Source organism: Aliirhizobium sp. YIM B11859, assembly GCF_057163345.1.
On sequence record NZ_JBXHAY010000003.1, the window covers coordinates 190,025 to 213,919 of the forward strand.

The 23,895-nt window shown below is 60.3% G+C and carries 19 protein-coding genes, 1 tRNA gene and 1 pseudogene; 8 read left to right on the plus strand and 13 right to left on the minus strand.

Features of this window, described 5'->3' with window-relative positions; all coding sequences use genetic code 11:
* Window positions 1-28: 28 nt before the first annotated feature.
* From AC2GXZ_RS13055 to AC2GXZ_RS13070, 4 genes and pseudogenes are all read right to left on the minus strand, one after another.
* A pseudogene (locus tag AC2GXZ_RS13055) lies at window positions 29-319 on the minus strand (DUF1883 domain-containing protein); the annotation flags it as partial.
* Between the two features lie 252 nt (window positions 320-571).
* On the minus strand, window positions 572-1,573 hold the full coding sequence (locus AC2GXZ_RS13060) for a ketopantoate reductase family protein (protein WP_483759598.1): 1,002 nt from the start codon (window positions 1,571-1,573) through the stop codon (window positions 572-574).
* 96 nt (window positions 1,574-1,669) lie between these two features.
* Window positions 1,670-1,885, minus strand: a complete 216-nt coding sequence (locus tag AC2GXZ_RS13065; protein WP_483759599.1) for a hypothetical protein — start codon at window positions 1,883-1,885, stop codon at window positions 1,670-1,672.
* Window positions 1,886-1,968: 83 nt separating this feature from the next.
* Window positions 1,969-3,063 carry an acyltransferase family protein gene (locus AC2GXZ_RS13070; RefSeq protein WP_483759600.1) on the minus strand — a complete coding sequence of 365 codons (1,095 nt, stop codon included), beginning with the start codon at window positions 3,061-3,063 and terminating at the stop codon, window positions 1,969-1,971.
* A 381-nt stretch (window positions 3,064-3,444) separates the two neighbouring features.
* Here AC2GXZ_RS13070 and AC2GXZ_RS13075 point away from each other — a divergent pair, with 381 nt between their 5' ends.
* Together AC2GXZ_RS13075 and AC2GXZ_RS13080 are read left to right on the plus strand one after the other, a co-directional pair.
* Window positions 3,445-4,080: an outer membrane protein gene (locus tag AC2GXZ_RS13075; protein WP_483759601.1), complete on the plus strand. Its 636-nt coding sequence runs from the start codon at window positions 3,445-3,447 to the stop codon at window positions 4,078-4,080.
* A 476-nt stretch (window positions 4,081-4,556) separates the two neighbouring features.
* On the plus strand, window positions 4,557-6,539 hold the full coding sequence (locus AC2GXZ_RS13080; protein WP_483759602.1) for a methyl-accepting chemotaxis protein: 1,983 nt from the start codon (window positions 4,557-4,559) through the stop codon (window positions 6,537-6,539).
* 92 nt (window positions 6,540-6,631) lie between these two features.
* On the opposite strand, the gene AC2GXZ_RS13085 is transcribed toward AC2GXZ_RS13080, so the two are convergent.
* Window positions 6,632-6,814, minus strand: a complete 183-nt coding sequence (locus AC2GXZ_RS13085; protein ID WP_483759603.1) for a YegP family protein — start codon at window positions 6,812-6,814, stop codon at window positions 6,632-6,634.
* A gap of 142 nt (window positions 6,815-6,956) precedes the next feature.
* Window positions 6,957-8,282: a peptidoglycan L,D-endopeptidase MepK gene (locus AC2GXZ_RS13090; protein WP_483760249.1), complete on the minus strand. Its 1,326-nt coding sequence runs from the start codon at window positions 8,280-8,282 to the stop codon at window positions 6,957-6,959.
* A 478-nt stretch (window positions 8,283-8,760) separates the two neighbouring features.
* Between AC2GXZ_RS13090 and AC2GXZ_RS13095 the strand changes: the two genes are divergently transcribed.
* A complete protein-coding gene (locus AC2GXZ_RS13095) occupies window positions 8,761-9,852 on the plus strand; it encodes a glycerol dehydrogenase (protein WP_483759604.1) in 1,092 nt (363 codons plus the stop codon).
* A gap of 163 nt (window positions 9,853-10,015) precedes the next feature.
* Here the strand turns inward: AC2GXZ_RS13095 and AC2GXZ_RS13100 are convergent, their stop codons facing one another.
* The 3 genes from AC2GXZ_RS13100 to AC2GXZ_RS13110 all read right to left on the minus strand — a co-directional run bounded on the left by AC2GXZ_RS13100 (window position 10,016) and on the right by AC2GXZ_RS13110 (window position 16,474).
* The gene (locus AC2GXZ_RS13100) at window positions 10,016-13,834 is read right to left on the minus strand and encodes a vitamin B12-dependent ribonucleotide reductase (RefSeq protein WP_483759605.1); all 3,819 of its coding nucleotides are present in this window, start codon (window positions 13,832-13,834) and stop codon (window positions 10,016-10,018) included.
* A 749-nt stretch (window positions 13,835-14,583) separates the two neighbouring features.
* Window positions 14,584-15,081 carry a xanthine phosphoribosyltransferase gene (gene gpt / locus AC2GXZ_RS13105; RefSeq protein ID WP_483759606.1) on the minus strand — a complete coding sequence of 166 codons (498 nt, stop codon included), beginning with the start codon at window positions 15,079-15,081 and terminating at the stop codon, window positions 14,584-14,586.
* A gap of 118 nt (window positions 15,082-15,199) precedes the next feature.
* Window positions 15,200-16,474, minus strand: a complete 1,275-nt coding sequence (locus AC2GXZ_RS13110) for an MFS transporter (protein WP_483759607.1) — start codon at window positions 16,472-16,474, stop codon at window positions 15,200-15,202.
* A gap of 88 nt (window positions 16,475-16,562) precedes the next feature.
* On the opposite strand from AC2GXZ_RS13110, the gene AC2GXZ_RS13115 reads away from it, so the two are divergent.
* Entirely contained in the window at window positions 16,563-17,504 is a 942-nt protein-coding gene (locus AC2GXZ_RS13115) for a LysR family transcriptional regulator (protein WP_483759608.1), read from the plus strand.
* On the opposite strand, the gene AC2GXZ_RS13120 is transcribed toward AC2GXZ_RS13115, so the two are convergent.
* Window positions 17,491-18,330, minus strand: a complete 840-nt coding sequence (locus tag AC2GXZ_RS13120) for a universal stress protein (RefSeq protein WP_483759609.1) — start codon at window positions 18,328-18,330, stop codon at window positions 17,491-17,493. The two genes, AC2GXZ_RS13115 and AC2GXZ_RS13120, sit on opposite strands and share 14 nt — an antisense overlap.
* 77 nt (window positions 18,331-18,407) lie before the next feature.
* Window positions 18,408-19,193 carry a competence/damage-inducible protein A gene (locus tag AC2GXZ_RS13125; RefSeq protein WP_483759610.1) on the minus strand — a complete coding sequence of 262 codons (786 nt, stop codon included), beginning with the start codon at window positions 19,191-19,193 and terminating at the stop codon, window positions 18,408-18,410.
* A gap of 295 nt (window positions 19,194-19,488) precedes the next feature.
* On the opposite strand from AC2GXZ_RS13125, the gene wrbA reads away from it, so the two are divergent.
* Complete coding sequence (wrbA, locus tag AC2GXZ_RS13130; protein ID WP_483759611.1) at window positions 19,489-20,088, plus strand: NAD(P)H:quinone oxidoreductase type IV; 600 nt, start codon at window positions 19,489-19,491, stop codon at window positions 20,086-20,088.
* A 121-nt stretch (window positions 20,089-20,209) separates the two neighbouring features.
* Here wrbA and AC2GXZ_RS13135 read toward each other — a convergent pair.
* A tRNA-Leu gene (locus AC2GXZ_RS13135) sits at window positions 20,210-20,294 on the minus strand.
* Window positions 20,295-20,499: 205 nt separating this feature from the next.
* Window positions 20,500-20,922, minus strand: a complete 423-nt coding sequence (locus AC2GXZ_RS13140; protein ID WP_483759612.1) for a DUF3597 domain-containing protein — start codon at window positions 20,920-20,922, stop codon at window positions 20,500-20,502.
* Window positions 20,923-21,115: 193 nt separating this feature from the next.
* Here AC2GXZ_RS13140 and AC2GXZ_RS13145 point away from each other — a divergent pair, with 193 nt between their 5' ends.
* The 3 genes from AC2GXZ_RS13145 (at window position 21,116) to AC2GXZ_RS13155 (ending at window position 23,830) form a co-directional block, all read left to right on the plus strand.
* Complete coding sequence (locus AC2GXZ_RS13145) at window positions 21,116-22,015, plus strand: alpha/beta hydrolase (RefSeq protein ID WP_483759613.1); 900 nt, start codon at window positions 21,116-21,118, stop codon at window positions 22,013-22,015.
* A 144-nt stretch (window positions 22,016-22,159) separates the two neighbouring features.
* On the plus strand, window positions 22,160-23,428 hold the full coding sequence (gene ilvA, locus AC2GXZ_RS13150) for a threonine ammonia-lyase (RefSeq protein ID WP_483759614.1): 1,269 nt from the start codon (window positions 22,160-22,162) through the stop codon (window positions 23,426-23,428).
* 81 nt (window positions 23,429-23,509) lie between these two features.
* Entirely contained in the window at window positions 23,510-23,830 is a 321-nt protein-coding gene (locus AC2GXZ_RS13155; protein WP_483759615.1) for an HlyU family transcriptional regulator, read from the plus strand.
* Window positions 23,831-23,895 lie beyond the last annotated feature (65 nt).

Genomic DNA, 23,895 nt, shown 5'->3' on the forward strand with positions numbered 1-23,895 from the left:
AGCTTGAGGAGGCCTGTTTCTGCGGACTCTGCAATGCCGGGCCGGCAAGCATCTTCACCGAGGATTCGGCAAGCCCGTGATGGCCTTCCATGTCGACGATCAGGTGCCAGTGGCCGTTTTCGGGAATGACCAGCCGAATGGGCGACTTGCGCGCAACGCCGCCGACATACTTGAAGTCGAGGCGCTCGGTGAAACGCTGGTAATTGCCCGCATTCATCAGCCGGACATTATTAACCACGCTGAGGGTCACCTCGATCGCCGTGCCCGCGCGCTGCGGCTTCAGATCGTAGTGGGTGAAGCGGAAATTTGGCTCAGCCATGTCTGTCTCGTCGATATGTAATCCGGGTTTGCTCAACCATAGCGGCTACCGAGTTAAGGATTGGTGGAACTTAAACCGTGCTGGCGGGTTATCTTTGCAAGTGACAGAGAAGACAGCAACCACGCTGTGTCACAGCGAATAAAAACGGCGGTGCCCGTCCCCTGTGCCGTCAAACAATAATAATTTTTGACCTCCAATTAAAACCTCGCCGCGTCCCCTCGGCGAGGTTTTCTTTTGTTTGTGAACGGCCGCTCAGCGGCGGTTCTCGACATCGAGTTGCTGGGTCAGCGACAGAATGGTCTCGCAGACGGGGGTCGGCACGCCGGCAAGCCTGCCGAGTGACACGACCATGCCGTTGAGCGGCACGATTTCCAATGCCTTGCCGGCATTCAGATCCTGCAGCATCGAGGTCTTTACCGGGCCGAACCCGTTGGCGCTGGCAAACTGCTCGTCGGCCGAGCGTGTGAAACGGCAGCCGAGTGCGGTGCCGACCGCCTGCACCTCGTTCATGATCTTGCGAACCATCTGCGCCAGATCCGCATTGGCCATTAGATCGACCATCAGCGCGCGGGTCAGCGCGCTGATCGGATTGAAGGCCGCGTTACCGCGCAGCTTCGCCCAGATCTCGTCGCGAATGCGTGCCGTCGGGCGGGTGTCGAGATTGGCTTGGGCCAGAAGGTCGGTTATCGCCTGCAGGTCGGAGGACATTTCTCCGCTTGGCTCGCCGAGGTGGAAATGGCCATTGCCGCTGAGCTTCGTGCAGCCCGGCTCGATCACCTCCGCGCCCTGATAGGCGACGCAGCCGATCACCCGTTCCGGTCCGATCGACTGCCACAGGCGACCGTCCGGATCGACCTCCGGCAATTGCCGTCCTGAAAATGCGCTATCCTTGTCCGCGTGAAAATACCACCACGGAATGCCGTTGAGGATCATCACCACCCGCGTGCGATCATGAAGCAGCGAGCCTATACCATCCGCTGCCGCGGAAAGCTGATGTCCCTTGAGGCCGGTGATGACGAGGTCCTGGGGAGGCAGGCTCGACGGATCGTCGGTCGCCGTGACGCTGGCAGAGATCGAAGCGAGGTTCGGATCGTCATAAACGATGCGGAGGCCGATTTTGCGGATTGCTTCGAGCTGTGCTCCGCGTGCAATGACGGAAATCTCTACCTTATCGTGGCAGGCGCTGGCGATTTTGGTTGCAAACGCGCCTCCGAGCGCGCCTGCGCCATAAATGCAAACTGTCTTGATGGTCATTGTCCCTCGCTGCATGCCGGCTGTCGGTATCGGCAAGACTTAGAGCAGCGGGGTTGATCAGGCGAACGAGTTTTTGTGATGAATGAAGTCTGGTTTTTAATGAGGCCAGCTGATCGGCAACAACTCGTTGCGCCGCAACTCATCGATTGCGGCCACCGCTTCATTCAGCGGCCAGCCGGCATTGAGCGCAGCCGACAGCATCTTGACCTCGGCTTCCTGTTCCAACGCCAGAAAGAGTGGTTCCAGTGCCTCCTGGACGGTGAGAACGTGTTCTTCGGGCGAGGTGACAGCTTGGCGTGCAGCGTTCGGCATGGGGACGGTTCTCCTCTCTCTTTCGTGAACGAATCCTTGTAAATCCCCCTGCAACCGGAAAAGTTCCGTCGTCTCGCGATATTTTATCTCTGGGTCGCAGCCATGCGTCTGAGCACCTGCCTTTTCAGCAGCCTCTGCAGTGGCTGATCGAGCCTTACCGTCAGGCACCAGGAGATCAGCACGATCAGTGTCACCAGCATGATCCCCGCATAGGGTCTCAAATCCGGGTTGGCGATATCCGGCCAGAGGACATGCGCCCAGTCGAGAAGCGGCGTGTGCATCACGTAGACGGCGTAGGATGCTGTCCCGAGGAAACTTGCAATGGCGGTCGTTATCTTTCCAGGCACGATCGCGCTTGCCCAGTAGAGCATTGCCGGCCAGACGAGAAACACGACGGTGAGGTCAAAGATCCAGCGCATCTCCCGCGGCGTTGGAAAAGCCAGGATGACCATCAGCAGCGCCAGGCAGGCGAGCGCCTGAAACGGCCGCACCAGCGGTACTTTGCGGCGATACCGATAGATCAGCACGCCGGCCGAGAAGGAGAAGAATACCCGCGCCATGCCGGCATACATCTCATGCCAGCGAAAACCGGCATGCAGGCGGTCGAATTGCAGCGCTGCGATCACCAGCAATACGGCGCTGATGCCAAGGACGATGCCGATCTGGCGCAATGTCGCCCTGGCGCCGCGAAGTGCGTAGAAAAAATTGGCCACCAGCTCGTTGAACAGCGACCATGCGGGGTGGACGAGGAAAAGTGCGGCATTGAACGAGATTGTCAGCGGTGAGGGCAGGAACAGCAGACCGGTAAAAAACGCCAGCACCAGTTCTCTCGGCGCCACATATTCATCGGCCATCACCAGCCGGCCGGCCAGATACATGTGGATGTAATAGCCGGTCGCCAGCGCCAGCGCGACGGCATAGAGCGGATAAAGCCGCATCAGCCGTGCCTTCATGAACTGGCGCGTCGACATGCGGCCATCCGAAAGTACAGAACCATAGGCATGCGCCAGCACAAAACCGCTCAGGGCGAAAAACAGATCGACTCCGAGATAGCTGGACGGCAGCGCATTGCCGAGCAGGTCTTCAGCATGGCGCTGGATGATGAAGATGGCTGCGACGCCTCTGAGCCCATCGAGAAGCACGAAGCGGTTGGCTGACGGGTTTGTCTTGTCTGTCATCTGTTCTCTGGTGTCGGGTCGGTGGCGGCGCCGGCCATTGGTCTTTTGCCGGCGGAAGATAACATCGATCGCCGCGCTGGCCAGCCGGATAGCCGGCGTCTCGGTGACATTGTCGCGATCATATGAGGTTTCGAGGCCGAGTTTCCGCCCAGGGTCGGGCACCTCGCGGATTCGTGATCTCGGGCCGCATGTCATATTTTCGGTCGTCGCTCCGCGGTTAATGGAGTGTTTATGAATTCATGAAAATAGAAGGCTATCGGTGCGTGATCGCACATGCGGCCAGGGGTAGGGCAAATCCGCATGAGTGGTCCGCTTACTGTAAAGTCGGATGTATCGCCTGCCCATCCGCCAGACGCAGGCTGTGTATGGAGTAACAGTATCATGACTAAGAAGCCCCTCGCGCTGGCGATTGTCGCCGCTTTCATTTCTGCCCCCGCTTTTTCCGTATCGGCTGCCGACTTGGCCAGCTCCTATGAGCCGCCGGCCTATAACGAGCCTTCCGTTCCGTCCTCGGATTGGACTGGCGCCTATGCCGGTATTCATGCCGGTTCGGCGAACGACGATATCAGCCCCTTCTCGAGCGGCTCGAAGTTCATGGGCGGCGTCCATGGCGGTTACAACACCGAGATCAATGGCGTCGTTGTCGGCGGTGAACTCGAACTTTCGCATATGGGCGACACCAAGGTCGACGTTCGCGGCGGCAAGCTCGCTGAACGCCAGCGCGTTGCCATCAAGGGCAAGGTCGGCGCACCGCTCGGCAGCACGCTGGTCTACGGTACGGCCGGTGCAGCCATGACCAACCTGCGCGACACGTCGAGCGCCGAAGGCCCGGATGGCTGGAAGCCCGGTTACGTCATCGGCGCCGGCGTCGAGCAGAAGATCACCGGCAATCTGTCCGGCCGCGTTGAGTACAACTACACGCATACAAGCGATGTCCGCAGCTTCAACGGCGTCTCGACGTCTGAAAGCAGCATCGGCGATCACACGATCAAGGCCGGCGTGAACTACAAGTTCTAGTCTTTGAGCGGGCCTCGGCCCGCTGCCAAAAACATCTGCAGCGCCGCGTACCCCCGGGTACGTGGCGCTTTTTGCGTTTTGGCCCAATCGCGTTTGTCGGTGGCTTTGACGCCGCAGGCGCCTGTCGGATTGGCGTGCCTTTCGAAGGGCCGACATTCGTTGAATTAATAGTATTATCTGATTTCTGTATTCAATTCCATTTATTGCTGAATTTTCGTATTTTTAAAGGCATGGAAACGTCGAAATAAATACATGTAATATTGGCGTATGCTAAGTAATGTCCGACTGTTCGCAGTGCTTTATTATGCTGCTGTTAATTGCCGCCGCTTCTTATGGGGCCGTACAGGCGATGCTGTACCGATCCGCCGCATGATGCGCGCCAAAATCACCCCTTAGCACCAGACAATTAGCCGACGCCGATTGCGCCGTGGGGATGGCCCATGGCCGTTCGGCCGGATTTTATAGGCGATATTACGATGTTGAAGCATATACGCATCAAAACCAAGATCCTCCTGTCCATCTGCGCTCTGGCTCTCGTCTCCATTTGCGGACTGTCCTTCGTGACCTACAAGTTCAACGAGGCGAGCATCAGCTACAACGACTTCCTCAACCGGGAAGCCAAGGCCGCCTTGCTTTCGGCAAGGGCAAGTTCCGGTGTTAACGCCTCGGCGGTGCGTCTGGGCCGGCTCATTTTTACCGCGCCCGATAGTCCGCAATTTTCGACCGCCCAGAAGGAGTTCGATTCCCTTCTGGGCATTGCCGTCGACCGTATGAAGGAATTGTCGACGCTGGTCCCCGGCACCAAGGCGGCGATGGATGATCTTATGCCGGATATCGGCGATCTTCGCACGCTGCTGGCCGACGTGGTCAAACTGCGCCAGGCGGGGCAGAACGAGGCCGCCATCACTCGCATTGCGGCGCTCGAAGCCATTACCAGCCGCATCTCGAAGAAATTCAACGACAGCAATTCCGCGTTGCAGGCGGTTCAGACCGCCGGCACGGATCGGTTGGCAACACTGGTGCATGATACGATTGTGGCAAACATTGTCGGCATGGCCGTCGGCGTCGTGATCGCTCTCCTGCTTGCCGCCTATTTCGTGCAGGTAGGCATTACCCGGCCGATGAACAGTTTGCGCCAGCGGATGCAATTGCTGGCAGAGGGAGAGACCATGGCTGAAATCGTCGGCACGGATCGCCGCGACGAGATTGGCGAGATGGCGGTAACCGTCTCCGTCTTCCGGGAAAACGCCGTGGAGCGTGCGCGTCTGGAAAACGAAACGGAAGCGGCCAGAGATCTTGCGGAAGGTGAGAGAGACCGCCGGGAGCGCGATAAGGCCGCAGAGGCCGGGAATGTTCAATTTGCGCTTCGCTCGCTCGGTGATGGCCTCAGGCGCCTGGCCGGAGGTGATCTCGTCACGGTGATCGATATGCCGTTCACCGCCGATCTCGATCCCGTCCGGCAGGACTTCAACCATTCGCTCGGCAGGGTCCGCGAGGCAATGCAGGCGGTCGGTGTCAATGCCCAGGCAATCAGTGCCAGTGCAAACGAGATGCTGGCCTCGTCGGACGACATGTCCACCCGCACCGAACAGCAGGCCGCCTCCGTCGAGGAAACGGCAGCAGCACTCGAAGAGATCACCACGACGGTCAAGGATGCCGCAAGCCGTGCCGAGGAGGCGAGTCAGCTGGTTGCCCGCACCCGTGCCGGTGCCGAGAGGTCGGGTGAGATCGTCCGCAGCACGGTGAGCGCGATGCAGCAGATCGAACGCTCTTCGTCCGAAATCAGCAATATCATCGGCGTGATCGACGATATTGCCTTTCAGACCAATCTTCTCGCGTTGAATGCCGGCGTCGAGGCTGCCCGTGCAGGTGATGCCGGCAAGGGGTTTGCCGTGGTCGCCCAGGAAGTGCGCGAGCTTGCGCAGCGCTCGGCCGCTGCCGCCAAGGAGATCAAGACGCTGATCAATACCTCGGGCGGTCACGTCGAGCACGGGGTTAATCTCGTCGGCGAGACAGGCAAGGCGCTTGATGCGATCGTCGCCGAAGTGCATGAGATCAACCGCCACGTCCAGGCGATCGCCGAGGCCTCCCGCGAACAGTCGATCGGCCTCCAGGAGATCAGCACGGCGGTCAATACGATCGATCAGGGCACGCAGAAAAACGCGGCGATGGTCGAACAATCCACCGCCGCAAGCCACGGCCTTGCAACCGATGCGGCGGCGCTGATGTCTCTTCTGGCCCAGTTCCAGGTCGGCGATGAGAGCGCCCTGGTGCCGCCGGCACATTATCCCGCCAACCGTCGACCACAGCCCGTCTCGCCAGGTGTCCATCCTGCCTTGCAGGACGAGCGGCCCCAGTCGTCACCGGCGCGGGCGCTCGGCCGCAGGCTCGCCTCGGCCTTCGGTGGTGCCTCCGCCTCGTCTGCAGTGGCGAAAAATCAGGAATGGTCGGAGTTCTGACGTCTTTCGGTTGACGGCAGGCCTGAACGAGCAGAAACGGCGCCGCATCATGGAATGAACGCGGCGCCGTCTTTTATGCGAAAGGGGTTTTTCTACACCGGATTGCAGGTCATCCCGTTGCGCTTGGCATTGGCGATGCAATCGCTTCTGTTATTGTATCCCTCGGACGATTGACCGACGATGCGCCCGTTGGCGGCCGTCCGCCGCCAGCGCCATTCGCTGCCGCTCTGGTAGATTTCCCAGGTGTCCCCATTGCTTTCCTTGCAACTTGCCATGGTTTTCCTCCCTTTTGTTGCGAGGCAAACCTAGGCAAATTTAAACGCCACCACCACGAAGCGGACGCAATCTAAGGTGGTGCATTTGTGTGCGGCGGGTTGAGCCGCCGGCCGGGAATCATGCTGCGGCGGAGGCCTTATATCAGCCGCCGGACCAGAACCTGTCGGTGTCGAATTCTTCATCGATCGCGCGCGGCAGCGGCTCCGTCCGGGATGCTTTCGCCGTCAGGTCGGTCAACGTCCGGCCGACAAGCACCGGAGCGGCCATTCCTGCTGCTTCGCCCGGTGCCGAAAGCGCCCAGGCGAGCACCGTGTCCTCGCCGTCGAATTCGTCCTCGACATCGAGATCCGGCCCGGTGATCGGCAGGAGCGCCAGCGAACCTTCCGCCATGCGCAATTGCCGGCCCATCGACGGACGCTCAAACGATGCAGCCTTGCGGAAGGCCGAAGTGGAGGCGAGCTTTGGTTCCGCGACCGGTTGCGGAAGGGCAGACAAGAGCGGCACCGCCGGTGCGATCGACGCCGTCCGAACCGGATCCACCGCAGGCGCCGGTGCTGGTGCCGGGCGCAAAAGCGGCAGCGGCGCCGCAAGCGATGCCAGATCGGCAAATCCTGACTCCGCTTTGTCCGAAGGTCTTGCCACCGGCTGCGGATTGGCCTGCTCGGCCAGCGCCTCTATGGCGCGGCTCTTGGGGGTCGGCAGCATGGCCGCGATCAGGCCGCTGCCCGGGCGCTTGGCGGAGCCGTTATCGTCGTCGTCATCCGGCAGGGTGCTGGCGATCTGGATAGACTTTGCCCCGACGCGACGCTTGTAGTCGGCCACTGCCTGATCGTAACCGGGCAGGGGGCCGCCGCTTGCCGGAAGATGCATGGTCTTGCCGCCCGGGAAAATCCGCGCCAGTTCCTTGCGCGACATTCTCGGCCAGGCGCGGACATTGCCGACATCGAGATGCACGAAGGGTGAGCCAGAGGTCGGATAGAAGCCGACGCCGCCGATCTGCATCTGCATGGCAAGCTGCCTGAGCGTCGCCAGCTTGACGCCTGGAATGTAGAAATCCATCGCCTTGCCGAGTGTATGCTGGCTCATCTTTGCGACGCCCGAACTGCGCGACCGGCCTCTCAGCATCTTGTTGGTGCCGGGTGAGCGATAGGCGGAAACGACATGGATATAATCTTTTGCACCGCTGCGATCATAGACTTCCCAGACGAGGTCGAGCAGGCGCGGGTCCATGCGGGTCGGTTCGTTCTTGCGCCAGTCGCGCAGCAACCGGTTGATCTTGGCAAGGCCCTGGGTGTCGAAACGGCCGTCACGTTTGTAGGTGATGGTGGCGCGTTCGCCGGTATGGATGAAATACAGCCTGAGCGACCTGTCTTCGGCTTCTGCGCCGACGGTCGAACCGAGCAATGCCGCCAGCCCGAAGGTCGCAGCACGAGAGGCACTGGAAATTCGGCTGCCGATCGATCGCAGGGCGCAAAGCGCAGCCTCCGCGACAAGGCTCGCGATGGGGCGGACAGGCTGGGACACACTCGACTGATACTCGGACACGACAAGACCCGTTCGATGAAACACCGCAATCGCGGGGCACTCTGCTTGGCAGGCGTCCCGGTTCGAACCGCCATTATGGTCAATGAAAGGCTAATGGAAGGTTGACGAATGGTTAGGACGGCGGGCGGATGTGCCGGATTGGAAACACAGTGTCCACCATGTGCCGCAGACCGTCGGTCCGACATCGCCTGTCCTTGTCCCGGAAATCGCCTAACGCCTTGCTTTTGCTGGGCTCCAATTTCGCCGCTGCAATGATCTCCCTCAATGAATGAACCGATGTCGCAGCCTAGCCTGCCCGGTAACGGTTTCGTTGGTTGGTGCTCCAACTCTTGCCCTGGACTGCCAGCCGACCGATATCCGCCGCGTAGTTTTGTCCATTGACGAATTGGAAGTGACAGACATGAGCAAGCGAATTTTTGCATCCCCCGGCCGTTATATTCAGGGCAGCGGCGTGATTGCCGAACTGGGGGATTATCTTTCCGAAATGGGCAGCAAGGCCCTATTGGTAGCGGACGATATCGTCTGGGGCCTGATCGGCCAGAAGGTCGAAACGGCTTTGTCCGGCAAGCTCGAATCCCAGCGGGAACGGTTTTCCGGCGAAGCCTCCAGCAACGAGATCAATCGCCTTGTCGAACTGGCGAAAAAGGCCGGCACCAACCTCGTCGTCGGCATCGGCGGCGGCAAGACGCTCGATACCGTCAAGGCGGTGGCCGATGAACTGAAACAGCCCGTCATCATCGTGCCGACCATCGCCTCCACCGATGCGCCCTGCAGCGCACTGTCGGTCATCTACAGCGATGACGGCGTCTTCGAACAATATCGTTTCTACGCGAAAAACCCGGATCTCGTCCTCGTCGATACCTGGGTCTGCGCCCAGGCGCCGGTTCGCCTGTTCGCCTCGGGGATTGCCGATGGCCTTGCAACCTACGTCGAGGCGCTCGCCGTCCAGCGTTCAAATTCGAAGACCATGGTCGGCGGTGCAACCACGATTGCCGGCATGGCAATTGCCGAAGCCTGCGAAAAGACGCTTTTGACCTATGGTCTGAGTGCCTATCAGGCCGTCGAACAGAAGTTGGTCACACCTGCCGTCGAAGCGGTCGTTGAGGCCGCCACACTTCTCTCCGGCCTCGGTTTCGAAAATGGTGGCCTTGCGGGCGCCCACGCCATCCATAACGGCTTTACCGCGTTGCACGGCGATATCCATCACCTGACCCACGGCGAAAAGGTGGCCTACGGCACGCTCGCCCACATGATCCTCGAACAGCGCCCCGACGACGAGATCGCCGGTTACATCGACTTCTACCGCTCGATCAAGATGCCGGTGACGCTGGCCGAACTGCATCTGGAAGGTGTGTCCCGCGAGGACCTGATCAAGGTCGGCAAACTCGCCAACAGCGATCAGGACACGCTGAAAAACCTGCGCACCGATTTCACTGCCGAAGAAGTGGCCGACGCGATCTTTGCGGTGGATGCACTGGCCAAGGTTGTTTGACCTTTTCCTCCCCCGCAAAGGGGGAGAAAGAGATCGCGGCTTCCCCGAAAAACTCTTCTCCCCTTGCGGGAGAAGGGCGCGGTTCTTCAGGTATTTTCTCGATGTCACGAAAAAGGCTCTGCTGTTTCCAGCAGAGCCTTTTTCATTTTTAAAACCCGTCAGCTCAAGAGCAACCGCTCGTTGCGCCGCATGTGTCGCACTTCTCGCATGTCCCGTTGCGCACCATCGTGAAGTTCTGGCACTCGGAGCACATGTTGCCGGTGTAACCCTGCATCATCGACTTCATCCGGCGGTCGTTTTCCACCTTTTTGGCTTCCGTCTTGGCGGCAGCGGCGTCGGCTGCAGCCTTGTCGGAAAACAGTGCGGTGGCCGACTGCCGGCTTTCGCTGTGGAGTTCCTCATGAACCTCCTCGGCGATCTCCTCGGCCAGTTCCTTGGCGCGCTCTTCGTAGTCGCGTTTGAAGGAGACGACTTCCGAGGTCGAGATGGCCACCGTCGGTTCCAGCTTGCGGGCGGCAGAGCCGGCAAACGAGGTTACCGTGGCCGAGGCGCGGGCAGGGGCGGCGGTGGCCGATCCCTTCGGTTCGCCGGAAGCCCGGTCGAGGCCGGTATTGGAGACGAGCGTCGGCTTGTAGCCGCGTGTCCAGCCGGTCGACACCAGGTTGGTTTTGCCTTCCTTGATGCCCTTGCCGAGTGCCGTGTTGGAAAAATCCGACGTGTCGACATGCGCCAGGTCATGACGGCCGAGATAGGAAACGGCGAGTTCGCGGAACACGTAGTCGAGGATCGACGTGGCATTCTTGATCGCGTCATTGCCCGTCACGATGCCGGCCGGCTCGAACTTGGTGAAGGTGAAGGCCTCCACATATTCTTCCAGCGGTACGCCGTACTGGAGACCCAGCGAGATGGCGATGGCGAAGTTGTTCATCATCGCACGGAAGGCAGCACCTTCCTTGTGCATGTCGATGAAGATCTCGCCGATCCGGCCATCGCCGAATTCGCCGGTGCGCAGATAGACCTTGTGTCCGCCGACATTGGCCTTCTGGGTGTAACCCTGACGGCGGTTCGGCAGCTTTTCGCGTTCGCGGGTGACGCGCTCGATGACGCGTTCGACAATCTTTTCAGTGATCTGCACCGCCTGGGCGGCGATCGGAGCCTGCAGCAGTTCCTCGATCGCGTCGTCCGCATCGTCTTCATCGATCAGCGAAGCATTCAGCGGCTGGCTGAGCTTGGAGCCGTCACGATAAAGCGCGTTGGCCTTCAGGGCCAGCTTCCAGGACAGCATGTAGGCGGCGCCGCAATCCTCGACGGTTGCGTCGTTCGGCATGTTGATCGTCTTGGAGATCGCCCCCGAGATGAACGGCTGGGCAGCCGCCATCATGCGGATATGGCTTTCGACCGAGAGGTAACGCTTGCCGATCTTGCCGCAGGGATTGGCGCAATCGAACACGGCCAGGTGCTCGTCCTTGAGGAACGGCGAGCCTTCCAGCGTCATCGCACCGCAGACATGGATATTGGCAGCTTCGATGTCCTTCTTCGAAAAGCCGATATGTTCGAGCAGGTTGAAGCTCATGTCGGCAAGCTGTTCGTCGCTGACCTTGAGCGTGTCCTTGAGGAAATCGGTGCCCAAGGTCCACTGGTTGAAGACGAACTTGATGTCGAATGCAGCCTTGGTGGCGCCGTTGATGGCTTCGATCTTCTCGTCGGAAAAACCCTTGGCCTTCAGCGAGCCGGGGTTGATGCCGGGAGCCTGATTGATGTTGCCGTGACCGATGGCATAGGCCTCGATTTCGGCGATCTGGCTTTCGGAGTAACCCAGCGTGCGCAGGGCTTCCGGAACTGCACCGTTGATGATCTTGAAGTAACCGCCGCCGGCGAGCTTCTTGAACTTCACCAAGGCGAAATCGGGTTCGATGCCGGTCGTGTCGCAATCCATGACCAGGCCGATCGTGCCGGTCGGCGCGATAACCGTTGTCTGGGCGTTGCGGTAGCCGTGCTTCTCGCCGAGTTCAAGCGCCTTGTCCCAGGCGGCCTTGGCATGGGCGGAAAGATCCTGGTCCGGGTTTTCCGAATGGTAGAGCGGAACCGGGTCGACCGAGAGCGCTTCGTAACCGGTCGTCTCGCCGTAGGCTGCGCGGCGATGGTTGCGGATGACGCGCAGCATGCTTTCGCGGTTCGGTGCAAAATTCGGGAACGGGCCGAGTTCGCCGGCGATTTCAGCAGACGTCGCATAGGAAATACCGGTCATGATTGCTGTCAGCGAACCGGCAATCGCACGGCCTTCCTTCGAGTCGTAGGGAATGCCCGACGACATCAGGAAACCGCCGATGTTTGCATAACCGAGGCCGAGCGTGCGGTACTGGTAGGAGAGTTCGGCGATTTCCTTCGACGGGAACTGCGCCATCATCACCGACACTTCGAGAACGACGGTCCACAGGCGAACCGCGTGTTCGTAATCGGCGATCGCGATGTTCTTCGTTGCCTTGTCCTTGAACTGGAGAAGGTTGAGCGAAGCAAGGTTGCAGGCCGTGTCGTCGAGGAACATGTATTCCGAGCACGGGTTGGAGCCGCGGATCGGGCCACCGGCAGGCGACGTGTGCCAGTCATTCATCGTCGTGTTGAAATGGATGCCCGGATCGGCAGACGCCCATGCGGCATAGGAGATCTGTTCCCACAGGTCCTTGGCCTTCAGGGTCTTCATCACCTTGCCGTCCTTGCGGGCGGTCAGGTTCCAGTCGCCGTCGTTTTCGACGGCCTTGAGGAAGTCGTCCTTCAGCGAAACGGAGTTGTTGGAGTTCTGGCCCGATACGGTCAGATAGGCTTCCGAATCCCAGTCGGTGTCATAGGTCTTGAACTCGAGATCCTTGTAGCCCTGGCGGGCGAACTGGATGACGCGTTTGACGTAGTTTTCCGGAACCTGATCCTTCTTGGCAGCGCGGACTTCGCGCTTCAGGGCAGGGTTCTTCATCGGGTCGTAGCAATCGTCGCCATCTGCTTCGCAGTTGACGCAGGCCTTCATGATCGCCTTGAGGTGACGGTTGACGATCTTCGAGCCGGTCACGAGGGCAGCAACCTTCTGCTCTTCCTTGACCTTCCAGTTGATGTATTCCTCGATATCCGGATGGTCGATATCGACGACGACCATCTTGGCCGCGCGGCGGGTCGTGCCGCCCGACTTGATCGCGCCGGCTGCCCGGTCACCGATCTTGAGGAAGCTCATCAGGCCGCTGGAGCGACCGCCGCCTGAAAGCCTTTCACCTGCACCGCGCAGATGCGAGAAGTTCGAGCCGGTGCCGGAACCGTATTTGAACAGGCGCGCTTCGCGAACCCACAGGTCCATGATGCCGCCTTCGTTGACCAGATCGTCGCCGACGGACTGGATGAAGCAGGCATGCGGCTGCGGATGTTCATAGGCAGACTTCGACTTGGTCAGCTTGCCGGTGAAGGGGTCGACATAAAAATGGCCCTGGCCGGGACCGTCGATGCCATAGGCCCAATGCAGGCCGGTATTGAACCACTGCGGGGAATTGGGGGCAACGCGCTGGGTTGCGAGCATGTAGGCAAGCTCGTCCATGAAGGCGGATGCATCGTCTTCGGACGAGAAATAGCCGCCCTTCCAGCCCCAATAGGTCCAGGTGCCGGCAAGACGCGAGAAAACCTGACGGGCATCGGTTTCCGAACCGTAGCGCTCGTCTTCGGCAATGTCCTTCATCGCCTTTTCGTCGGCGACCGAGCGCCACAGGAAGGAAGGCACGTCGTTTTCCTCGACGCGCTTCAGGATTTTCGGAACGCCGGCCTTGCGGAAATACTTCTGCGCCAGAACGTCGGTCGCCACCTGGGAAAATTGCGAGGGCACGTCAATGTCGGCAAGCCGGAAGACGATGGAACCGTCCGGGTTGCGGATCTCGCTGGTCGCCTTGCGGAATTCGATGGTTCCGTAGGCGCCTGTCTCAGGCTTGGTGAAACGACGTTCGATGCGCATTGCCTTTTGTCCCTCATCCTTTGTCGCCATAGAGGCGCACGTGTCCGCTGCGGCCGCTCTCCATCATGGGCAGCCGGCTGAAATTCCATCCAGAATCATTGGATGTCTATCTGTATATTGTGCTGGATGATGGCTGCCAACACTAAATATAGTGTTAATAAGGTCTTTCCACCAGTACCAATCACCGTCTCGAAAGCGTTTTCGAACACACGGAAACCCATCGCCCAGCTGCCTGTCAAAACAAGCCGTGCGCTCAAATGTTTCCGGAAACCTCGAAAAAGAACCGGCCTCGATACTCCCGGTTCAGTCGCCGCCGCAACATGGGTTCATTCATGACGATTCGAGAGATTCGGGTCAAGCCGTAGTTCGTAGGACTTTTTAAACCACAAGATATTGTGGCTCATGCCTGTGGATAATGGGGAATAAAAAACAGCGTTGTTTCTCAAGCGTTTGGCGGAACAGGCTGAAACTTGCGCGAAGCTTGCAGGCTCCAATTGTGGCATCATCTGGGCCGGTCGGGAGGGCCGGAAGCCCTTCTACAAGGGGTGTTTTAGCAGCTTGTCATGCCATATTGAGACATCTTGGTAACAGGCGGTCCCAAATGTCGAACGGCCCGCCATTCTGTGGATGACGGGCCGGCTATTGACACCGAAACGGCAGGGCAGGGTATGTCTCACTGCATATCACGCGGCCCACGGTTGCGCGGGCGTCTGGATCACTATCCGTTGCGCCGGCTCTAACCTGATAGTCTATCCCTTGTGTCCCTTGGCGATCGGCTCCTGGTAGGTGAAACCCATGTCCCAGGGAAAATAGATCCAGGTGTCCTGGGAAACTTCGGTGACGAACGTGTCGATCGTCGGCACGCCGGAGGGTTTTGCATAAACGCAGGCGAAATGCGCCTTGGGCAGCATCTCGCGCACTTCCTTGGCTGTCTTGCCGGTATCCGTCAGGTCGTCGACCACCAGCACGCCTTCGCCGCTATCCACCATCAGTTCCGGCGAAATGCCCTTGAGCAGCAGCGTGTCACCCTGATCAACGTAATCATGGCGGGTCGCGATACAGACGGTGTCGATCAGCCGGATATTGAGTTCGCGCGAGATGATGGCCGCAGGTACAAGGCCGCCGCGGGTGATGCAGACGATCGCCTTGAATTCCCGGTTGAGGCCCGAAAGGCGCCAGGAAAGCGCACGGGTATCGCGGTGGAATTGGTCCCAGGAAACGGGAAATGCTTTTTCGGGAAGAGACATGGAATTTGCCGCCAGAACGAGAGTTTCTTTGGCTCTCGCTAATAGCGGGAAGAGGGGGCAAAGCGCAAGCGGTTGAAGGTCAGGCCTCGTGGGCTGGTTTTGCCCCCGCCGGTTGCCCTCACGCGGCCGGCTCGCGACCGCTGACGGAAGGCGGCAGATGCCGGTCGAAGCTGAAACCGACAAGCAAACCGATCACCGCGCAGGCCGAGGTCAGCCCGGCGACAGCCGCCCACCCGCCATGGATCCAGAACCAGCCGCCCACCCAGCCCGTCACGCTGGCGCCGATATAATAAAACAGCAGGTAGAGCGCCGATGCATGGCTCTTCGCGGCCCCGGAACTTGCCCCGACGCCGCTGCTTGCCGCTGAATGGCCGATGAAAAAGCCGATCGTGATCAGTGATATGCCCAAAATCGTCAGGATCAGGCTGACGGTCAGTGTCATCAGCACGCCGATGAGAATGGTCGCGAAGGTGACGATCAGCATCGTGCGTCGTCCGAACCGGTCGACCAGCCGCCCGCCGGAAGACGAGGCGACGATTCCGAGCGCATAGGTGAGGAAAATCATGCTGACGGCAGTCGGGCCGAGACCGTAAGGCGGACCGGACAGCCGGAATGTCGAATAGTTGAACACCGTGGTGAACACGCTCGTCAGCATCGTGCCGATCAGATAGAGGCGCAGCAGGGTGGGGTTGGCGAGATGCTGCCGCCAAAGATGAAGATGCCGCCTCAAGGGCATGGACTGCGGCCGGAAGTTCCGCGACGGCGGCAAAAGCACAAAGAAGCCGATTGCGGCGGCGACGCAGGCGGTGCCGAGCGCATACATGGCGAAATGCCAGGAGGTGAAGGCCGACATCAACCCCATTCCGACCCGCCCGACCATCGCCCCGAAGGCTGTGCCGCCGACGTAAAGGCCCATGGCGCGGCCAAGGCTTGCAGGCTCGATCTCTTCGGCCAGATAGGCCATGGCGATCGCCGGCACCCCGCCAAGCACAAACCCTTCGATCGCCCTTGCTGCCAGAAGCCAGCCCCAGCCGCCGGCACTTGCGGCAACAAGATTGCAGACGGCCGCCAACATCATCGAAGTGAACATCAGGCTCTTGCGGCTGACGATCTGTGCAAATGCGCCGGACAGCAGGATCGCGAAGGCAAGCGCCCCGGTGGTCGCCGACAGCGCCAGCGAGGCCGTCGCGGCATTGACGCCGAATTCTCCCGGAAATTCCGGCAAAAGTGGCTGGACGCAGTAGATCAGCGAGAAACTGGCGAAACCTGCCAGAAACAAGGCCCAGCTCGCCCGGCGAAAGGCCGCGCTGTCACCGGCAATCCACACGGGCGCCGCTGCCGGCTGATCCTGGGGAATGCCGATCTCGACGGTGACTTGCTGCGGCTGTGGCATGACGGGTCCTTTTCATCGACCTATAGCGCCGCGTCGTCTTCACCGCTAATATATGGATGAGACATTCTCCATATGCGGAATTAATATCATGGAGCTGCGGCACATCCGCTATTTCATTGCCATCGCGGAAGAGGGCAGCTTCACGCGGGCCGCGGCACGGCTCGGCATCGCGCAGCCGCCGCTCAGCCAGCAGATCAAGCTGCTGGAACAGGACATCGGCGTACGGCTTTTCCGCCGCCTGTCGCATGGCGTCGACCTGACGCCTGCGGGCAAGGCTTTTCACGCCGCGATCGGCAATGTTCCTCACCAGGTCACTGAGGCAACCCGGCTGGCGAAAAAGGCGGCGGCCGGCGAAAGCGGTGTCATCCGCATCGGTTTTACCGGCACGGCCGCCCTGAGCCCGGTCGTGCCAGCCTGTATCCGCCGGTTCCGAAGCGCCTATCCGGATGTCGAGATCCAGGTGACCGAGGCCAATTCGGTGGCGCTGGCGCAGGCACTGATCGACGACCGGCTGGATATCGCCATCCTGCGGCCGTCGAACTCCGATCCTGACACGCTGGGCGAGGATATCCTTGCCGATGAGCCGATGCTGGCAGCGCTGCCCGCGACCCATCCGCTGGCGACGGTGCACCGGCCGATAGACCTGGCCGAGCTTCGCGAGGATCCCTTCATCTTCACCCCGCGCAGTGTCGGCGTCAGTCTTCACGATGCGATACTGGCAGCCTGCGCCCGTGCCGGCTTCACGCCGCGGGCAGGGCCCACCGCCCCTCATATCGCCTCGATTTTGTCGCTGGTCGCAGCCGATCTCGGCGTCTCGCTGGTCCCCGCATCAAGCGCCAGTGTCAGCCTTGCCGGTACGGTCTTCCGTCATCTTGTGGGGCCGCCCGTCAACGTTGCGATCGCCATTGCCTATCGTCGCACGACAACATCACCCGTGGTGCGGAATTTCCGCGCCGTGGCCAGGCGGCTGCCGGTGGACGGTGAGAATGCCCAAGGACTGGCGAGCCGGCCCGGCGTCAACGCGAAATAAGCGTCAACGCCGTCATCGAATCGAGCAGGCTGCGGGTCACACCGCCGAAAAACACTTCCCACCAGCGCGAATGGCCGTAACCGCCCATCACGAGCAGATCGATGCTCTGGTCGGCAAGCCGGTTCTCGATCGCTGTCGCCGCCGAGTTGCGGCCGCTGTCCTGCGTCGTCACGGTTACGGTGATCCCGTGGCGATCAAGCGCTGCGGCGATTTCCGCCCCGGCAAATTCCGGGCTCTGGCTGCCGCGCTCCGGCGGATCGATGACGAGGATTTCGACCGATGAGGCAAGTTTCAGAAGGGGAAGCGAATCGAATGTGGCGCGGGCGGCCTCACGTGAGCCGTTCCAGGCGATCAGCACCCGCTCGATTGGTCGCGGCTGTTTCAGCGTATAGGGCACCAGCAGCAAAGGCCTTCCGCTTTCGAACAGGAATGTCTCGAGGTCGGCACGGTGATCGGCCTTGCTCGGATCGCTCTGGTTGGCGACGATCAGGTCGGCCGTGCGTGCCGTCTCCTGCACCGAACTCGAGGCATAACCGGCCGCCAGCATGTAGCTGCGCCATTCCGCCGAAAGCCCCTCGCTCACCGTATGCTGCCTGAAGATCTGCTCGATTGCCGCGGTTTCCTTCTGGGCGCTTTCCTGCAGGATTTCCACCGCGGTCGGATCGGGGATTTCCATCGGCGCGATCAGCGGCACCGCCGCCAGTGTCTCGGCATGCACGCCGATCAGATGGGCGTCGAATTTCTGCGCGATCGCGACGGCGAAATCGCTGATCTGCGCTGCGTTGCGCTGGGTGTCGAGGACGGCGAGAATGGTCTTGTAGGACATCGATATTTCCTCATCGGGCAGCTTTTGCCAGGCCTTCTGTCCATAAGGTGGGGCGGGGTCCGGTGCCGGTCAATGCATCAGGCGTCAGCCGTCGGATTGGCGGCAAGCCCGGCCTTGTCCAGCCCGTCGATCATCGCGATAACGGCTTCGGCAGCAGCATCCATCGGTCCTTCGGCGCGTGCCCGAACGACGATCTCGGTCGAGAATTTCTTGCCGTCGAAACGTGGATAGGAACCGATGCTGGTGTCCGGATGCGCCTTCTGGATATCGGCCAGCAACGTTCCGATATCGCCCTCGCCGTAAGGGCAGGAGACGGCCCGCGACAGCATTTTCGCGCCGGAGCGGAGCGTCGGCAAAACATTGTCGACCATCGCCTGGAACACCTGCGGCACGCCCGCCATCACATGCACATTGCCGATCACGAAACCCGGCGCGGTCGACACCGGATTGTCGATATGCGCGGCACCTTCCGGCATGCGGGCCATGCGCTGGCGCGCCGGAGTGAACTCCATCTCGCGGCGTTTGTACATGTCCGCAAGCAGCGTCATCGCTTTCGGATCGTGGATGCAGGCCACGCCGAACGCCTTCGATATCGCATCGGCGGTAATGTCGTCATGGGTCGGCCCGATCCCGCCCGAGGTGAAGACATAATCATAGCGCGCCCGCAGCGCATTCAGCGCCTCGACGATGGCATCCTCCTCATCGGCGACGATCCGCACCTCCTTGAGGTCGATTGCCGACAGCGTCAGCATGTCCGCCAGATGGCCGATGTTTTTGTCCTTGGTGCGCCCGGACAGCAATTCGTCGCCGATCGCCAGCATGGCGGCGGTGACGATGGTGGAGGAGGCGTGGTCGTCGGTCATGATGCTTCTCTTTCTGTGTTGTCCCGACCCTAATCCGCCCGCCGCCGAATGCAATCCTGTGGCCGTCGGGTTGACGATGCTCAAATTGAACAAGATCCGGCGCTATCGTTCAGAAATAGTGGACAGTGCGTCGTGATGCAGCCGTCTGGCCGACAATGCGGCACTCCGCTAGCTATTGGTCACACGCTTGTAAAAAGGCAGATCGATGATCGTTGAATTCTTGAAAAGAGTGCTTGGCGGCGCACCTTCCACAAGTCCCGTAACTGTTTCCACACCTCAAAAGGAAATGAAGAAAATGACGAAAGTTCTGGTTCTCTATTATTCTTCCTACGGCCATATCGAAACGATGGCCTATGCGGTTGCCGAGGGCGTCAAGTCCACCGGCGCCGAAGTCACGGTAAAGCGTGTGCCGGAACTGGTTTCGGAAGAGGTGGCCAAGGCCTCCCATTTCAAGCTGGATCAGCAGGCGCCGATCGCCACGGTCGACGAGCTCGACCAGTATGACGCCATCATCGTCGGCGCCGGCACTCGCTTCGGCACCGTCGCGTCGCAGATGCGCAATTTCTGGGATCAGACCGGTGGCCTGTGGTTCAACGGCAAGCTGGTCGGCAAGGTCGGTTCGGTATTCACCTCGTCGGCGACCCAGCATGGCGGCCAGGAATCCACCATCCTCGGCTTCATCCCGACGCTTCTCCACCATGGTATGGCCGTTGTCGGTCTTCCTTATGCCTTCCAGGGCCAGATGGGTACCGAGGAAGTCAAGGGCGGTTCGCCTTACGGCGCAACGACGATCGCCAATGGCGACGGTTCGCGCCAGCCTTCAGAAGTCGAACTCGAAGGTGCAAAATTCCAGGGCGCCCACGTCGCCAGGATCGCAGCCAAGCTGTCTGCCTGATCGACATCCGATCCTGAAATCACAAAAAGGGGAGTGGCCACGCCGCTCCCTTTTTCAGTTCCGCCGATCTGACGCAACGCAGGTGCAGGGCAAGCACGTCGGCAGAGACAATATTGTAATCTGGTGCGGACGGCGGGGATCGAACCCGCATGACCGAAGTCGAGAGATTTTAAGTCTCTTGCGTCTACCAGTTTCGCCACGTCCGCGTGGCCTTGCTTTTCAGGTAGATAGACGATTCCGTCAAGCGCGCCGCTACAAATCATTTGCAGGCGGGCTTGTTAAGGCTTGACCTGCCGTGTCCGGCTGGGGAGGGCGCTGAGGCGCTTTGCCTATGCCTGCAGCGTTAAATCCGCAAAAAGATGGGGCCATGCCCGCGCATTGCCCCATCCTTGAAGTTTCGCCGGGCTTTGCCTAGTCGAGAAGCTCGGCCGGAACCTTGCCGCCATTTTCCGAGAGCTTCTTCATCAGCGCCTTGTGCAGCCACATGTTCATTTTGGCGGAATCGCCGGTGTCGCCGGTATAGCCGAGCTCGTCGGCAAGCTCCTTGCGTTCGGCAAGGCTTGCATCCATGCCGAGCGCCTTCATCAGGTCGACGATCGAATGGCGCCAATCGAGCTTCTGGCCGTTCTTCTTGACTGCGGCATCGAGGATCGGCGCGACATCGACGGCTGTGGCAGCCGGCGTGCCGGCGGCGGGTGCGGCGGCGGTGGCTGTTGCGGCCGGTGTCGAAGATGACGGCGTGGCAGGGGATGTCTCGCCGGCAGCTGCCGGGGCTTCTGCTGCTGCGGCAGGGGATCCGAAAATCGCGTTTTTGATCTTGCTGAATATGCTCATGGGTGCGCTCCTCTAAATTAGGCAAGGCAGAAACTAGGGCGCCAGGGCCTGCGTGGAAATCCCCTTGTGTTCCAAAGAGAAACAAAATCATCTGCCGCCCGACGACGGATCTTTCGCCGCTGCCGCCCGATCGCAGGTTGACCTCTCCCGCCACGAAGCTATCTGCTGCTACCTGAACCTGGAGGAGACCTGTATGTTGAGGAAAGTGTTGTTCTTTCTGATGGCGATCTGCGCCGCGTCAGTCGCCCGTGCCGAGGGCACGGTCAAGGAAGGGCAGTTCATGGCGAGCCGCATTCTCAACAGGAATGTCGAGTTCACGCTTTACCTTCCGCCGGGTTACGGTCGCGACGACCGGCGGTATCCGGTCATTTTCCTGATGCATGGCGGTGGCGACGGCAGAAACCAGGACTGGTATCGTTTCGGCAATGCCAATCTCATCTTCGACAAGTTGATCGAAAGCGGCGAGGTGCCGCCGTTCATCGCCGTCACTCCGGATGGCTTGCGCGACGAAAGCAATGCCTTCAACACCTATTACATGAACGACGCGGACGGAAAATATCTCTGGCAGGACATGTTCGTGAAGGAATTCGTGCCTTATGTCGAAAAAACCTTTCCGGTCAGGCCCGGCAAGACGTCGCGCGGCATTCTCGGCCTGTCGATGGGCGGATATGCCGCCATGGCCTTCTCGCTCAAATATCCCGATCTCTTTGTCGGTGCCGCAGCCTTGAGCGCGGCCTTCCGCACCGACCAGCAGATCGTCGATATGGACCAGGCCGGTTATGACCGCCGTTACGGCAAGGCCTGGGGCATCGGGCTGAACGGCCGCGATCGGCTCAACGGCGCCTATTATGCCAACAGCGTTCTGGATCTGGTCGACAAGACGCCGCCCGAGGTGATCCGCAAGACCGAACTTTACCTCGATTGCGGTTCCTATGATGATTTCTTCGTCGGCAATGCCGAGCTGACGCTGAAACTGCAGAAGCTGAAAATCCCGCACCATTTCACGGCACGGGAAGGACAGCACGACTGGACCTATTGGCGAACCGGACTGCCGGATGCCACGCGGTTTCTCGGCCGGCTTTTCCTCCAGTAGCCGGCCGGCGGCCCGTCGATCCTTTGGCCGCCGCATCTGCCGGGCAGCAAAGACCGCGAGGGAACCGAAAGGCCGCAAAACGGGCTTGGTCTTGGGTCGCAAGCTATGGCATAGCGAGGGCGAATTGACGACGCAGGATTGCAAATGTTGACGAAGACCGGTGTAGACGATGCCAGGGCGGCGGTAAGGACGATCTTTCCCGAGACGCCGCTGCAGTTGAACGAGCACTTGAGCCGCCGCTTTGGCGCGGATATCTGGCTGAAGCGCGAGGACCTGTCTCCGGTTCGCTCCTATAAGATTCGCGGCGCCTTCAATTTCCTGCGTAAGGCGATCGCCGCGATGCGCGAGACCGGTGGCGTCGGGGACAAGACCTTCGTCTGCGCCTCCGCCGGCAATCATGCCCAGGGTTTTGCGTTTGTCTGCCGGCATTTCGAGGTGCAGGGCATCGTGTTCATGCCGGTCACCACGCCGCAGCAGAAAATCGACAAGACCCGCACCTTCGGCGGCGAATTCATCACCATCAAGCTGGTCGGCGATATTTTCGACCAGTGTTACGCTGCGGCCCGCACCCATGTGGAAGAAATCGGCGGCATGATGGTGCCACCCTTCGACGATGCCGACATCATCGAGGGCCAGGCAACCGTCGCCTCGGAAATCGTCTCGCAACTGCCCGACGGCGTGACCCCGGACATGGTTATCCTGCCTGTCGGCGGTGGCGGCCTTGCCTCCGGCGTCACAGGGTACCTGATCGACAAGGTCGGTGCCGATGGGTTCCTGTTCACCGAGCCGACCGGCGCGCCGAGCCTGAAGAAAAGTCTCGAGGAGGGCGCCCCGGTCACCCTGTCGAAGGTCGACAACTTTGTCGATGGCGCAGCCGTTGCCCGTATCGGCATGGCAAATTTCGAGGCGCTGAAAGGCTTTTCGCCGGATCAGGTGCTTCTCGTCCCGGAAAACGCGATCTGCGTGACGATGACCGACATGCTGAATGTCGAGGGAGTCGTGCTCGAACCCGCCGGCGCATTGTCGATCACCGCCCTTGCTCTGCTTGAGCCCGAAAAGATTGCCGGCAAGACAATCGTCTGCGTCGTGTCCGGTGGCAATTTCGATTTCGAGCGGCTGCCCGACGTCAAGGAACGGGCCATGCGTTATGCCGGCCTGAAGAAATATTTCATCCTGCGTTTGCCCCAGCGCCCCGGCGCGCTGCGTGACTTCCTCAATCTTCTCGGCCCGGATGATGATATCGCCCGGTTCGAATATCTGAAAAAGTCGGCCCGCAATTTCGGTTCGATCCTGATCGGCATCGAGACGACGGCGTCCGACAATTTCGCCGGTCTCTACGAGCGTTTCGAGGCGGCCGGTCTCGGCTACGAGGATATCACCGAAAACGAGATCCTGGCGAACCTCATCATCTGACGGTTTCGTCGATTGCGACGTGGACAACAATCCGGCCTGACGGGCGCTTCCGGCGCGCAAGGCAATGTGTTAGGCAAGGTTATGGCATCGATATTTTCATCTCTGATTTCCGCCTTCTCGGGCAAGGACAAGCCGGTCAAGGCCGCGCGCGAAGCCGAGCCCGTGCCTTACAACGACTGCCTGATCTTTGCGGCGCCGATCGCCGAGGGTGGCCAGTACCGGCTTGCCGGCCGGATCGAAAAGGATGTCCAGGGTGAAAAACTGGTCAGGCACATCATTCGCGCCGACATGTTCTCCTCGATGGAGGACGCGGTAACCTTCACCGTACGCAAGGCCGAACAGATCATCGACCAGAACGGAACATCGCTTTTTTCCGATGGTGAAAAGTCCCGCTCTGCCTGAGCCAGCACTTCTTTGAGCCGGTCACGTCTTGATCCGGCGCTCGTCGGCGAAGGCTGAACGCCGCA